15 protein-coding genes and 1 pseudogene are annotated in these 11,904 nt (G+C 72.4%); 8 read left to right on the top strand and 8 right to left on the bottom strand.

What is annotated here, in order from left to right; all coding sequences use genetic code 11:
* From JS521_RS28435 to JS521_RS28425, 3 genes and pseudogenes are all read left to right on the top strand, one after another.
* A pseudogene (locus JS521_RS28435) lies at positions 1-218 on the top strand (hypothetical protein); the annotation flags it as partial.
* A gap of 13 nt (positions 219-231) precedes the next feature.
* On the top strand, positions 232-996 hold the full coding sequence (locus JS521_RS28430; protein ID WP_205085824.1) for a bestrophin-like domain: 765 nt from the start codon (positions 232-234) through the stop codon (positions 994-996).
* A 171-nt stretch (positions 997-1,167) separates the two neighbouring features.
* A complete protein-coding gene (locus JS521_RS28425) occupies positions 1,168-1,737 on the top strand; it encodes a hypothetical protein (protein ID WP_205085823.1) in 570 nt (189 codons plus the stop codon).
* Between the two features lie 91 nt (positions 1,738-1,828).
* Here JS521_RS28425 and JS521_RS28420 read toward each other — a convergent pair whose 3' ends face one another.
* Positions 1,829-2,311, bottom strand: a complete 483-nt coding sequence (locus JS521_RS28420; RefSeq protein ID WP_205085822.1) for a hypothetical protein — start codon at positions 2,309-2,311, stop codon at positions 1,829-1,831.
* 321 nt (positions 2,312-2,632) lie between these two features.
* Here JS521_RS28420 and JS521_RS28415 point away from each other — a divergent pair, with 321 nt between their 5' ends.
* Positions 2,633-3,295, top strand: a complete 663-nt coding sequence (locus JS521_RS28415) for a class F sortase (protein ID WP_205085821.1) — start codon at positions 2,633-2,635, stop codon at positions 3,293-3,295.
* Between the two features lie 67 nt (positions 3,296-3,362).
* On the opposite strand, the gene JS521_RS28410 is transcribed toward JS521_RS28415, so the two are convergent.
* Positions 3,363-4,214 (bottom strand): polysaccharide deacetylase family protein, encoded by an 852-nt coding sequence (locus tag JS521_RS28410; RefSeq protein WP_205085820.1) that lies wholly within the window; start codon positions 4,212-4,214, stop codon positions 3,363-3,365.
* A gap of 152 nt (positions 4,215-4,366) precedes the next feature.
* On the opposite strand from JS521_RS28410, the gene JS521_RS28405 reads away from it, so the two are divergent.
* Positions 4,367-4,828: a universal stress protein gene (locus JS521_RS28405; protein ID WP_205085819.1), complete on the top strand. Its 462-nt coding sequence runs from the start codon at positions 4,367-4,369 to the stop codon at positions 4,826-4,828.
* A gap of 16 nt (positions 4,829-4,844) precedes the next feature.
* Here the strand turns inward: JS521_RS28405 and JS521_RS28400 are convergent, their stop codons facing one another.
* Entirely contained in the window at positions 4,845-6,050 is a 1,206-nt protein-coding gene (locus JS521_RS28400) for a CapA family protein (protein ID WP_205085818.1), read from the bottom strand.
* A 267-nt stretch (positions 6,051-6,317) separates the two neighbouring features.
* On the opposite strand from JS521_RS28400, the gene JS521_RS28395 reads away from it, so the two are divergent.
* Positions 6,318-6,890: a sigma-70 family RNA polymerase sigma factor gene (locus tag JS521_RS28395; RefSeq protein ID WP_205085817.1), complete on the top strand. Its 573-nt coding sequence runs from the start codon at positions 6,318-6,320 to the stop codon at positions 6,888-6,890.
* Here JS521_RS28395 and JS521_RS28390 read toward each other — a convergent pair.
* Positions 6,824-7,021 carry a zf-HC2 domain-containing protein gene (locus JS521_RS28390; protein WP_205085816.1) on the bottom strand — a complete coding sequence of 66 codons (198 nt, stop codon included), beginning with the start codon at positions 7,019-7,021 and terminating at the stop codon, positions 6,824-6,826. The two genes, JS521_RS28395 and JS521_RS28390, sit on opposite strands and share 67 nt — an antisense overlap.
* Before the next feature lie 112 nt (positions 7,022-7,133).
* Here JS521_RS28390 and JS521_RS28385 point away from each other — a divergent pair, with 112 nt between their 5' ends.
* Positions 7,134-7,652 (top strand): hypothetical protein, encoded by a 519-nt coding sequence (locus tag JS521_RS28385; protein ID WP_205085815.1) that lies wholly within the window; start codon positions 7,134-7,136, stop codon positions 7,650-7,652.
* A 9-nt stretch (positions 7,653-7,661) separates the two neighbouring features.
* On the opposite strand, the gene JS521_RS28380 is transcribed toward JS521_RS28385, so the two are convergent.
* The 4 genes from JS521_RS28380 to JS521_RS28365 all read right to left on the bottom strand — a co-directional run bounded on the left by JS521_RS28380 (position 7,662) and on the right by JS521_RS28365 (position 11,599).
* Positions 7,662-8,852, bottom strand: coding sequence for a sensor histidine kinase (locus tag JS521_RS28380; protein WP_205085814.1), 1,191 nt, complete (start codon positions 8,850-8,852; stop codon positions 7,662-7,664).
* Positions 8,849-10,354 (bottom strand): sodium/solute symporter, encoded by a 1,506-nt coding sequence (locus JS521_RS28375; RefSeq protein WP_205085813.1) that lies wholly within the window; start codon positions 10,352-10,354, stop codon positions 8,849-8,851. The genes JS521_RS28380 and JS521_RS28375 overlap by 4 nt, the downstream gene beginning before the upstream one ends.
* On the bottom strand, positions 10,351-10,713 hold the full coding sequence (locus JS521_RS28370) for a hypothetical protein (protein WP_030622898.1): 363 nt from the start codon (positions 10,711-10,713) through the stop codon (positions 10,351-10,353). Before JS521_RS28370 ends, JS521_RS28375 begins: the two co-directional genes overlap by 4 nt.
* Before the next feature lie 133 nt (positions 10,714-10,846).
* A complete protein-coding gene (locus tag JS521_RS28365) occupies positions 10,847-11,599 on the bottom strand; it encodes a LytR/AlgR family response regulator transcription factor (protein WP_010058904.1) in 753 nt (250 codons plus the stop codon).
* Between the two features lie 71 nt (positions 11,600-11,670).
* On the opposite strand from JS521_RS28365, the gene JS521_RS28360 reads away from it, so the two are divergent.
* Positions 11,671-11,904: zf-HC2 domain-containing protein (locus JS521_RS28360; protein WP_205085812.1), on the top strand; the 234-nt coding region annotated here is incomplete at its 3' end.

The raw sequence follows: 11,904 nt of genomic DNA, 5'->3' as shown, positions 1-11,904 counted from the left end.
CGCCGGCTCCGGCGCCACCGCCCCCGGAGCCCTCGCCCTCACCGAAGCCGCCGGTGCGGACCGAGCCGCCGGAGCCCCGGCCCGTCGCGCTGCCGACGTACCGCAAACCGGCCCGCAAACAGCCGCGGAGCGGGCCGTCGCTGGTGTCGCTGACTCTGCTCATCACCGCCCCGGCGGTCTTCGCCGTCGCCGTACTGCGCCCGCGATCATCCCGCTGACCAGGAGAAATGCATGTCCGAATGGCTCGTACTGAGCATTGCCATGGCGTCCGCCTGCGCGGTCGTCCTCATCATCGTCGTCCTGAACAACCGGCGGGTCGGGGATGACGACGATCCCTCCGAGACCCCCGACGTCATCGAGTACATGACGATGATGATCGGCGTGGTCTACGCGATCGTCCTGGGGCTCGCCATCGCCGGGGTCTGGGAGGGGCGCAGCGCCGCCCAGGAGTCCGTACGCATCGAGGCGCAGGCGCTGCACGAGGTGAAGGCGCGGGCGTCCGTCTACCCGGCGGAGGTCCGCGACCGCATCCGGGCGGACGTCGACGCCTATGTCCGCCATGTCGTGGACGACGAGTGGAAGGTGATGTCGGAGCGGAACACGCTCACCGAGCGCGGCACCGAACTGCTGAACCAGGTGCGGGCGGACGTCACCGACTACGAGCCGAAGACCGATCACGAGGGGCAGGCCTACCAGCCGCTGGTCGACCAGGTGGCGGCGGCGGACGACGCCCGCAGTTCACGGGGGCAGAACGCCGGGGCGACGATGCCCGGGGTGGTCTGGTTCGGGCTGATCATCGGGGCGCTGGTGACCGTGGGGCTGATCTTCACGCTCCAGATCCGCAGAACGTTCCGCGAACTGCTCCTGGCGGGCCTGTTCAGCGCACTGATCGCCTTTCTGCTCTTCCTGATCTGGGACTTCGACGCGCCCTTCGGCCGGGGCATCTCGGCCACCGCCGAACCGTTCCTCGACATGTTCCCGGGGGCCGCCGGCTGACGCCCGCTCCCCCGGCCGGTGGGCCGGTCGGGGGACGGACTGACCCATTCGCCGGACCCCGATCGCGGGCCGGGAGGACCGCTCCTAGCGTGTCGGGCATCGAGGTGCATTTTTCCTGCTATGTGGAAATTGGTTCCGCAGCTGCCCCTCGGGGAACCCGGAGGATCCACCATGCGCGCGATACGTGTCGCACCGCTCGCCCTGCTCGGCGCCAGTGCCCTGACGCTGATCGCCCCGTCCACCGCCTTCGCTGCACCGGACGGGGCCTCCAGCACGTTCAACCCGACGATCACGCCCTCGGTCATCGCACCGGGCGGCCGGGTCACCCTCGGCGCCGGTGGCTGCACGGGCGAGACGACCGTCAGCTCGGGCATCTTCGACACCGCCACCGTCCCGAGCGGCTCCACGTCGGCCACGGCCACCGTCGACACGGACGCCCGCCGGGGAGCCGTCTACGCGGTGACGTTCACCTGCGGCTCCACCGGCACCTCCCGCAACGTCAACCTGACGATCACCGGCGGCGCCACGAGCAGCCCCACCCCGACCCCGACTCCGACCCCCACCACGGTTCCGACGGCCAGCTCGACGGCCCTCGTGCCCGGCGGGGTGCGCGGCGGTCTCGGCGGCAGCTCCGGCGCCATCGACACCGTGGAGGTCGCCGCCGGCGGGGCCCTGGTGGTCGCGGCGGCCTCGGGCGCCCTCTACTTCGCGCGCCGCCGCAACGCCGACCGCCGCCACTGACCGCGAACATGCGGCGCACGACAGTCGCCCCGGGTCCTGATCCAGGACTCGGGGCGACGGGCGTATCGGGCCGGACGGGAAGTTCGACGCCTTAGAACGCCGCATGGCTCGTCCGCCGGCGCCGGACCAGGAAGACCGCGCCACCGACGGCCGCAGCGGCCACCAGACCGCCGCCGACCTGCATCTCCACGGAGCTCGGACCCATCGAGCCGCCGAGCCCGCCCTGCGCGCCGTTGCCGGCGAGCACGGTGAACTTCTGCGTCGCGATCCGGTCGTTGTCACTGCACTTCACGGAGAGGTGGTACTGCCCCGGCGTGGTGTTGTTCCGGACGCGGGCGTGGGCGTAGTTGGTGCCGTCACCCGCCGACAGGCTGGTCGTGGGGAACGCGTTCGACCAGACCTTGCCGCCGTGACCGCAGCCCTGCGCGGTCACCTTCAGCATGCCGCCCTGGTGGACGGACTGAGGGTTGACGGCGACGTTGACCGGGCCGTTGGTGGCGACGGCCATGGGGGCCGCGAGCCCGACGGCCGCGAAAGCGGTCGCGGTGACCGCGAGAGCGCGTGAAGCACGCATCGTGTGAACCTCCAGCGGGAAACGCCCCCGGGGGCTGTCCCCCGGGATCGACGAGAACGTCTCCCATGACGAACACTCACCAGTCGACCGGCGGCTCGCACTTCGGCACTGCTCCACCCCAGTGACGCGACACGCCGCACAAGACCCCCTGAATCTGACGGAGGCGCAGGTCACAGACCGTCAGAAGTTTTATCTGCTCATTACTCCGATGGGCAGTCACCCCTCAGGGGCCCCACCCCGCCGCCACCCGTTCGCCTCTCCCTGATCGCCGCCTCGTCGTGACGCCCTTAGCGTTCACAGCGTCGCGACGAAGGGAGAACCATGGGCCGGGACTACGCTGGCGCCGAGCGGACCAGACGTGTGCCATGGGGTGCGATCGCCCTGGTGATGCTCAGCGGCCTCGCCCTCATGCGCAACGGCACGGAGTTCGGGGAGGCGGGCCCGCCTCAGCCCGCGGCGGCCGCCTCGCTGGACCTGGGCAAGGACACCGCGGGTCCGCCGGTGGAGGGCGAGCCGGTGCAGCCGTTGCCGTACGCCCCGGCCTCCCGGGTGAAGATCGGTTCCATCAATGTGGACGCCCCGATCATCGACGTCAACCTGGACGCCAACGGGTGGATCGACGCCCCGCCCGCCGAGGACCCCAACCTCGCCGGCTGGTACCAGAACGGCATCGCCCCCGGCCAGCGGGGCACCGCCGTGGTCGTCGGCCATGTCGACAACACGTCCGGGCCCGCCGTCTTCTACGGCCTCGGCTCGCTCCAGAAGGGGCACCGCGTCGAGGTCTCCCGCTACGACGGACGGGTCGGGATCTTCGAGGTGTACGGGGTGGAGGTCTTCTCCAAGAACGACTTTCCCGGCCCCCGGGTCTACGGCGACACCGGCCACGCGGAGCTGCGGGTCATCACGTGCGGCGGGGGCTACTCCAAGGCGGGCGGCTACGACGGCAACGTGGTGGTCTTCGCCCGGCTCGTCGACACCCGCTGACCGGACGCGTCCCGATATGGCTGTGTCCCCGGTGGATCGCCGGGGACACAGCCATAGAGGTGCGCGCTCAGACGCGTTGCGGCACCGTGATGCGGTAGCCCGCCTCCAGCAGCCGGGGGAGATAGCGGCGCAGGGGGGCGACGCTCTGCGAGCGGTCGCCGCCCGCGTCGTGCGAGAGGACGACGACGCCGGGTGCCGCCCCGTCCAGCACCCGGCGGACGATCGTGCCGGTCCCCGGCTCCTTCCAGTCCAGCGTGTCCACGGTCCAGGCCATCGGCTCCATGCCCAACTCGGCCCCGATCTCGAAGGAGTTGCGGTTCCAGGCACCGTAGGGGGCGCGGTACCAGAGCGGTGGGGCGCCGAGCACCCGCTCCACCACGTCGCTGGTACGCCCCAGCTCGTCGCGGATCGCGGGGCGGGAGAGCTTCGGGATCAGCGGGTGGGACCAGGAGTGGTTGCCCACCACATGGCCGTCGTCGGCCATCTCGCGCAGCAGGTCCGGGTTGCTCTTCGCCATCTCGCCGCAGACGAAGAACATCGCACGGACCCGGTGTTCGCGCAGCGTGGCCAGGATGTCCGGGGTGTAGAGCGGGTCGGGGCCGTCGTCGAAGCTGAGGACCATCGAGTGCCCGAGATCCGGGAGGTGCTCGAAGGGCCGGGTGCGCACGGGCGGCCTGGCCGGGCGGAACCGGGGCGGGCTGCCCGCGGTCATGGGGTCGAGCCGGTACGGGGAGGGCCGGCCCCGCACGTTCGCCGGAGGCCCCGCGGCCGGTGCGGGCGGGGTGCCGGCGGTGCGTGCGGGGCCGCTGGGCGTCGAGGCCGGATCAGCGACGATCAGGTGCACGGCGGCGGCGGTTCCGAGGCCGAGGGCGACCCTCAGGAGGGTGCGGCGCTCGGGTCCGGTGTGATCACTCGTCATGGCCAACTGCTCGCACGGCCGGACGCCCGCCCCGGCCCCCGACACCGGATGCCAACCGTTTTGTACCCGATCGACGCATTATGTTCATATTCTCCGGTGCCCGCCGACGGCCCGGCGACTCCCCCTCCGGACGAGCCGATAGCCTCGGAGCCGTGACAGAGCAGCAGCCTCATCAGTTCGAACGCGGTACGGACGGACCCAAGGTGATCGTCGCGGGGCTCGACGGCTCCGATTCGTCGATGCGCGCGGCGGCCTACGCCGCCGGACTGGCCCGCCGGCAGAACGCCATGCTGGCCCTGGTGTACGTCCAGCCGGTCATGACGGCGGGCGCCGCCCTCGGCGTACCGGTCGGCGACACGACGGGGGAGGTCGCGGATTCCCTGGTCACCGAGATCCGTGAGGCGACCGAGCGCTTCAGTGACGCGTGGGACATGCGATGGGAGTTCCACACCTTCCGGGGCGACCCCTACAACGGGCTGGTGACGGCGGCCGACGAGCTGAAGGCGGACGCGGTGGTGGTCGGGGCCTCGGAGTCGGCCGGGCACCGCTTCATCGGTTCGGTGGCCGTGCGCCTGGTGAAGGCCGGGCGCTGGCCGGTCACCGTGGTCCCGTAGCCCCCGGCGCCGGGCCCTACTCGCCCATGAGGAGCCCGTCCGCCTCCGCTCCCCGCCCGAGGACGACGGTACGGATGCGGTCGCGGATCTCGCGCAGATCCTCGGACTCTCCCTCGGGGGAGTCGAGGGAGGCGTTGAGGTTGATGGCGCGTCCGGTGACGGTGTCGTACCACTGCGGGACGAACTCCGCCTTCTTCACCTTCCAGCGCTCACCGGGTTTCGCGGGCGGCGCGAAGGTGAAGCGCCCCATCGAGCTCTGGTTGCCGCGCGGGTCCTGGGCCCCCTCGTAGTTGATCATCGCTCCGGCGATCTGGTCGCCCATGCCGTAGACGACCCACGTGCCGTTGACCTTCTCGTACGCCTGGGGCACATGGGCGTGGGTGCCGATGATCAGGTCGATGTCGGGGCGGCCCCGGTCGGTGGAGGCGGTGAGCCGCTCGGCGAGCTCCAGCTGCTGAGCGTCGGGCTCGTCCTGCCACTCGGTGCCCCAGTGGACGGAGAGGACGACGACGTCGGCTCCGGCGCGCCTGGCGGCCCGCGCCTCTTCGATGATCTTCCGCTCGTCGGTCACGTTGACCGTCCAGGGCCGGCCGGCGGGCAGCGGGATGTCGTTGGTGCCGTAGGTGTACGCGAGATGGGCGACCTTGGCCGCCCCCTCCCCCGGCCCGGCGGGCAGGATCGTGGGCCGGGCCGCCTCGGCCGCGGTACGGGCGGAGCCGGCGTGCCGGACGCCCGCCTCGTCCAGGGCTCCGAGCGTGCGCGAAACCCCCTCGGCCCCGTCGTCGAGGGTGTGGTTGGAGGCGGTGGAGCAGGAGTCGAACCCGGTGGTGCGCAGGGCCGCGGCGACCTCGGGCGGCGACTTGAAGCTCGGATAGCCGGTGTAGGGGCCGCCCTCCTTCCCGTACACGGTCTCCATATGACAGAACGCCAGGTCCGCGCCGGAGACGACCGGGGCGACACCGGCCAGCATCGGGGCGAAGTCGTAGCCGGCGCCGCCCGCGTCGGCGGCGGCCTGGTCGATCACGGAGGAGTGCGGCAGGACGTCACCCGCGGCGAGCAGCGTGAACGGGCGGGGCCTCCCGGCGTCCTGGCCGCCCGCACCCCGGGCGGCGGACGGCCCGCCCTCGGCGGGGGTCGTGGGCTGCTGCCCGGTGCAGCCGGTGGCCGCGGCGAGCAGGAGGGCGATGGCGGCCACGGTGCCCGGTCGGATGCGCTGCGTCATCTGCTCGACTCCATGTTCGGATGATTACGACCATCCGACTACACAGATCTTCATACCGGATAGGCAAGGAGCATTGCCGCATACCTAGCTGAACTGGTCGTACCGGCCGACCCCGACGGCCCCTCGACCGTTCACCGCACCACTCGCCGCACTGAGCGACCGCTCGTCGCACGCCTCGGTGCACCGCCTGTTCCCGCGCCGTCGAATGCGTTCGTATACGCCAGTCGGCAACGCGGCCGTCAGGGGCCTCGGCGGGAGAGGACGTTCATGAAGACCACCACGACGACCGACGAACGGACCCTGGCGGAGTTGCAGCGGGAACACGGGCCCGCCCTCTTCCACTTCCTCCTCGGCCTGACCTTCGGGGACCGGCAGCGGGCCGAGGACCTGGTGCAGGAGACCCTCGTACGCGCCTGGCAGCACCCGGAGGCATTCGACGCGCCCTACGACTCGATGCGGCCGTGGCTGTTCACCGTGGGCCGCCGCCTCGCCATCGACGCGCGGCGCTCACGCCAGGCCCGCCCCGTCGAGGTCAGCGACACGGTGCTGGAGACCACCCCGGACTCCCTGGACACCGCGGACTCGGCCGTCCGCGCCCTCGACGTCCGTGAGGCGGTCCGCACGCTGAGCCCCGAGCACCGCGCGGTGCTGGTGCAGATCTACTTCCGGGGGCTGAGCGTCGGCGAGACGGCGGAGGCGCTCGGCATCCCGTCCGGGACCGTCAAGTCCCGTTCGTACTACGCCCTGCGGGTCCTCGCACGCACCCTGCCCGGCTACTCCCGCAGGTCCTCCGCCCGGAGCAGCGCCAGCAGGGCGGAGGCCTCGGCCACCTCCACATAGCCCCGGGCGCAGTCGTCGCAGCCCCGGAGGTGGCGGGCGACCCGGCACGTCTCCTCGGCGTCCAGGGCGTCCAGGACGTACGCGCCCAGCAGCAGGCGCACATGCCGGTCGTCGCCGGGGTAGGCACTCATTCACAGCCTCGTATCTCCTGGGCGATCCTCCCCTTCTGCCCACGCGGGGCGTCCGCCCCCGGTTCAATGCTGCGTGAAGCCCGGTACCGAGCAAGGAAAGAGGCGAGACGGGATGCGTCCCGAGGATACGGATGGGACCGGTGGGAACGGGCTCCGGGTGCCGATGACCTGGCTGTCCACCGAGTACATCGCCGACGAGCTGTTACGGACCGGCGATCTGATGGAGCCGACGACGCTGGAGTTCCGGGCGGGGCGCGACGCCCTCGCGCTGACGATGTTCCTGTGCGAATTCCCCCGGGACGCACCCGCCCCGCACGCCCTGCCCGAGCCGCGGGTCGACGAACTCCGCGTGCTCACGGCGTACGAGGGCACTTGGCGCAGCTGGATCTGCGAGCGGCTGGCGGAGTCGGAGGAGGCCGCCGAGCCCGGCGACCCCGATCTGGCGCTGGCCCGGGCCGCCTGGCGCTGGCTGGAGGAGACCGAACTGCTCGCGGCGGACCTGGACGCGATCGGCCCCGTCCCCTGGGAGGCCGCGGCCGACCCTGCGGACGACGACCAGGAGATCCGGATCTGGACCCCCGCCTGGCAGCTGGGGCTGCCGCTGGGGCACCTGGCCGTCCATCTGTGCTGACGGCCTTCTTCAGGAACCGTGTACGCCCGCACGGTACTTGGGCAGCCGCAGCGTGATCTTCATGCCCGCCCCGACCCCGGTCTCGATGACGAGCCCGTAGTCGTCGCCGTAGACCTGGCGCAGCCGCTCGTCGACATTGAGCAGACCGATGCCGGTGGAGGTGCCGCCCTCGCCTCGCAGGATCTGCCGCAGCCGCTCGGGGTCCATTCCCGTGCCGTCGTCCTCGATGACCACCTCGGCCTCCGAACCGGCGTCCAGGGCGCTGATGGTGATCCGGCTGCGGGTGACCGCCCCTTCGAGGCCGTGTTTGACGGCGTTCTCCACCAGCGGCTGGAGACACAGGAACGGCAGCGCGACCGGCAGCACCTCGGGGGCGACCTGGAGGGTCACGGCGAGACGTTCACCGAAGCGGGCGCGGACGAGGGCCAAGTACTGGTCGATGGAGTGCAGTTCGTCCGCCAGAGTGGTGAACTCCCCGTGCCGGCGGAACGAGTAACGGGTGAAGTCGGCGAACTCCAGGAGCAGTTCACGGGCCTGCTCGGGGTCGGTCCGGACGAACGAGGCGATGGCGGCGAGCGAGTTGAAGATGAAGTGCGGGGAGATCTGTGCCCGTAGCGCCTTGATCTCGGCCTCGATCAGCTGCGTACGGGAGCGGTCCAGCTCGGCCAGTTCCAGCTGGACGCAGACCCAGCGCGCCACCTCCCCCGCCGCCCGGGCCAGCACCGCCGACTCGCGCGGGGCGTAGGCGACGAGCGCGCCCAGGACCCGGTTCTCGACGGTGAGCGGGACGGCGACGGCCCAGCGCAGCGGGCAGTCGAGGTCGCCGCAGCCGCTGTCGAAGGCGGTGTCGCGCCCGTTGTCGAGGAGCACCTTCAGATGCTCCATCACGTCCTTGCCGTGGTGGTGCCCGGCCCCGTCCCAGACCAGCACCCGGTCCCGGTCGGTGAGGCAGAGGGCGTCCGTGCCGAGGAGGGAGCGCAACCGGCGGGCGGCCCGCCGGGCGCTCTCCTCGGTGAGCCCGGCCCGCAGCGGCGGGGCGGCCAGCGAAGCGGTGTGCAGGGTCTCGAAGGTGGCGTGCTCGACGGGCGTGCCGACGTCGCTGGGGCGCACGGGGCGGGCGGTGCGGCGCCCCAGCAGGTAACCGGCGCCGAGCAGCAGCCCGGCGAGGACGACGACCACGGCGACGGCGGCCCCGGTCATCGCTCCCTCCCCGCGGCGGCCCGCGCCGAGGAGAGGGCTTCGGGGAGGTGGAAGCGGGTCATGGCGGCGTTGGTGCCCGGCGGGATGCGCCCCGGGGTGGCGAGCGAGACGAGGATCATCGCGAGGAAGCCGACGGGGACGGACCAGACGGCGGGCCAGGCCAGCAGGGCGTGCGGCCAGCCCGGCGGGCGTACGGCGCCGCTGACGGTGATGGCCACGGCGAGGAGCGCGGACCCGCCGCCGAGCAGGAGCCCCGCGACGGCTCCGGGCGGGGTGAGCCGCCGCCACCAGATGCCGAGGACGAGCAGCGGGCAGAAGGAGGAGGCGGAGACGGCGAAGGCCATGCCCACCGCGTCGGCCACCGGCACCCGGCTCACCAGCAGGGAGCCGGCGAGCGGCACGGCGATGGCGAGGACGGTGGCGAGCCGGAAGTGGCGTACCCCGCGCGCGGGCAGGACGTCCTGGGTGATGACCCCGGCGACGGCCATGGTGAGCCCGGAGGCGGTGGACAGGAACGCGGCGAACGCCCCGCCCGCGATCAGCGCCCCGAGGAAGTCTCCGCCGAGGCCGCCGATGACCCGGGCGGGCAGCAGCAGGACGGCGGCGTCCGCGTCTCCCCCGTACCGCAGTTCGGGGGTGTAGAGCCGGCCGAGCGCCCCGTAGATCGGCGGCAGCAGGTAGAAGAGGCCGACGAGGGCGAGGACGGCGACGGTGGTGCGGCGGGCGTCGCGACCGTTGGGGCTGGTGTAGAAGCGGACGACGACATGCGGCAGGCCCATGGTGCCGAGGAAGGTCGCCACGATCAACCCGTACGTCGCGTACAGCGGGTGGTCGGCGCGGAAGACGGCGAACTGGTCGTCGAAGCTGACCCGGGGGCGGCCGTCGCCCTGCCAGGCGAGGACCAGGAAGAGGGCGGGGACGAGGAGGGCGGTGAGCTTCAGCCAGTACTGGAAGACCTGGACGAAGGTGATGGAGCGCATGCCCCCGGCGGCGACGGCGGCCGCCACGACGGTGGCGACGAGGACGTCCCCGAGCCAGCCCGGAGCTCCGGTGAGGATCTTCAGCGTCAGCCCGGCGCCCTGGAGCTGCGGTACGAGGTAGAGCCAGCCCGCCCCGACGACCAGGGCGCTGACGAGACGGCGGACCTGCCGTGATTCGAGCCGTCCCTCGGCGAAGTCGGGCAGGGTGTACGCCCCGGAGCGGCGCAGCGGTGCGGCGACGAAGACCAGGAGCACCAGATATCCGGCGGTGTAGCCGACCGGGTACCAGAGCATGTCGGGGCCGTGGACGAGGACGAGCCCGGCGACGCCGAGGAAGGAGGCGGCCGAGAGGTATTCGCCGCTGATCGCGGCGGCGTTGAGGCGGGGCCGCACGGTGCGGGAGGCGACGTAGAAGTCGGAGGTCGTACGGGAGATACGCAGGCCGAAGCCGCCGACGAGGACGGTGGCGAGGACGACGAGGGCGACCGCCACCCAGGACGCCATGTGGTCGGGGGCGCTCACGGGGCGGGGCGGCCCTCCACCAGCCGGGCGAAGTCGCGTTCGTTGCGCTCGGCCCGGCGGACGTACCACCAGGCGGCGAGGGTGAGCGGCGGGTAGGTGGCGAAGCCGAGGACCGCCCAGACCAGGGCGGAGCTGTTCAGCGCGGCGAACAGGAGCGGCAGGGTGCCCGCGACGAGGGCGAGGACGCCGAAGACGGTGAGCCCGGCACGCAGCTGGCCGCGCATCAGCGAGCGTACGTAGGCGCCGCCGAGGGCGGTCTGCTCGTCGATCTCCGACTGGGTGCGGTAGCGGGGCAGCGGGCGCACCCGACGCGGCTCTCCCGTGACCACTTCGCGCCGGGGGGTTGGCTCTGCGGACATGGGCTCGGAGTGTAGGCGTCGCCGGGTGCTGCTGGGAAGGGCTGCCGGAGGGTCTCCCCAGGTCAGCGGCGGCCTGACGGCTTCCTCCGGCGGCTGCCCCACGGCTCCTTCGGCGGCGGCCTCACGGCTTCGGTCAGCGGCCGCCCTGGCGCATCAGGAGGTCGCGCAGGGCGCGGGTGTGGCGGCGGCTGACGGCGAGCTCGGCCTCCCCGATGCGCACGCTCATGCTGCCCGCGTCCAGGCGCAGTTCGTCGATCCGGCCGAGCGCCACGAGGTGGCGGCGGTGGATGCGGACGAAGCCGCGGGAACGCCAGCGCTCCTCCAGGGTGGTGAGCGGGATGCGGACGAGATGGCTGCCGCCGGCGGTGTGCAGGCGGGCGTAGTCGCCCTGCGCCTCGGCGTAGGCGATCTCGTCGATGGGGATGAAGCGGATGACGCCGCCGAGCTCGACCGGGATCTGGTCGCCCGCGGTGTCGTGGACGGGGGCGGACCGGTCCCCCACCTGTTCGGCGACCCGGCGGACGGCTTCGGCCAGGCGTTCGCGGCGGACCGGTTTGAGGACGTAGTCGACGGCCTTGAGGTCGAAGGCGTGGACGGCGAAGCCCTCGTGCGCGGTGACGAAGACGATGAGCGGGGGCGCGGCGAACCCGGCGAGGAGCTGGGCGACGTCGAGGCCGGTGAGACCGGCCATGTGGATGTCGAGGAAGACCACGTCGATCGCGGACGGGTCGTCGGGGCCCGCGTCCACGGCGCTGCCGATGCGGCGCAGGGCCTCGGTCGCGCCGGTGGCGCCCTCGGCGCTGCGGACACGGGGGTCGGCGCGCAGGAGGTAGAGGAGCTCCTCCAGGGCGGGTTGTTCGTCGTCGACGGCGAGTACGCGCAGCATGAGGCCGGAGTTTAGGGCGTATCCAGGCCGATGGCTTGAGTGATGCGGGGCTTGTTCCCGTACCGCAGTACATGCAGACGACCGAACCCCACATCCGGGTGGGGGCCTATGCGCTGGGCGTCCTCGGGAGCGCCGACACCTTCCGGTTCGAGGAGCATTTGTCGGACTGCCCCGGGTGCCGGCTGCGGGCCGGTGAGTTCGCCGGGGTACGGGCCGGTCTGGCGGTGGTGGGTCCGCCGGTGGCCCCGGGGCCGGCCCTCGCGGATCGGGTGGCGGCCGCGGTGGCGGCGGCGCGGCGCCGGGGC

The organism is Streptomyces durocortorensis (assembly GCF_016901035.1).
GTDB lineage: Bacteria > Actinomycetota > Actinomycetes > Streptomycetales > Streptomycetaceae > Streptomyces > Streptomyces durocortorensis.
The sequence above is the reverse complement of the archived record's forward strand: the minus strand, read 5'-3'. Positions and strand labels throughout refer to the sequence as shown.

Bases quoted from the DNA above. Each gene is read 5' to 3' on its own strand.
- JS521_RS28420 (WP_205085822.1), bottom strand. From the start codon at position 2,311: ATGCGTGCTTCACGCGCTCTCGCGGTCACCGCGACCGCTTTCGCGGCC.
- JS521_RS28425 (WP_205085823.1), top strand. From the start codon at position 1,168: ATGCGCGCGATACGTGTCGCACCGCTCGCCCTGCTCGGCGCCAGTGCC.
- JS521_RS28380 (WP_205085814.1), bottom strand. From the start codon at position 8,852: ATGACCGGGGCCGCCGTCGCCGTGGTCGTCGTCCTCGCCGGGCTGCTG.
- JS521_RS28415 (WP_205085821.1), top strand. From the start codon at position 2,633: ATGGGCCGGGACTACGCTGGCGCCGAGCGGACCAGACGTGTGCCATGG.
- JS521_RS28395 (WP_205085817.1), top strand. From the start codon at position 6,318: ATGAAGACCACCACGACGACCGACGAACGGACCCTGGCGGAGTTGCAG.
- JS521_RS28370 (WP_030622898.1), bottom strand. From the start codon at position 10,713: ATGTCCGCAGAGCCAACCCCCCGGCGCGAAGTGGTCACGGGAGAGCCG.
- JS521_RS28390 (WP_205085816.1), bottom strand. From the start codon at position 7,021: ATGAGTGCCTACCCCGGCGACGACCGGCATGTGCGCCTGCTGCTGGGC.
- JS521_RS28410 (WP_205085820.1), bottom strand. From the start codon at position 4,214: ATGACGAGTGATCACACCGGACCCGAGCGCCGCACCCTCCTGAGGGTC.
- JS521_RS28400 (WP_205085818.1), bottom strand. From the start codon at position 6,050: ATGACGCAGCGCATCCGACCGGGCACCGTGGCCGCCATCGCCCTCCTG.
- JS521_RS28385 (WP_205085815.1), top strand. From the start codon at position 7,134: ATGCGTCCCGAGGATACGGATGGGACCGGTGGGAACGGGCTCCGGGTG.
- JS521_RS28365 (WP_010058904.1), bottom strand. From the start codon at position 11,599: ATGCTGCGCGTACTCGCCGTCGACGACGAACAACCCGCCCTGGAGGAG.
- JS521_RS28430 (WP_205085824.1), top strand. From the start codon at position 232: ATGTCCGAATGGCTCGTACTGAGCATTGCCATGGCGTCCGCCTGCGCG.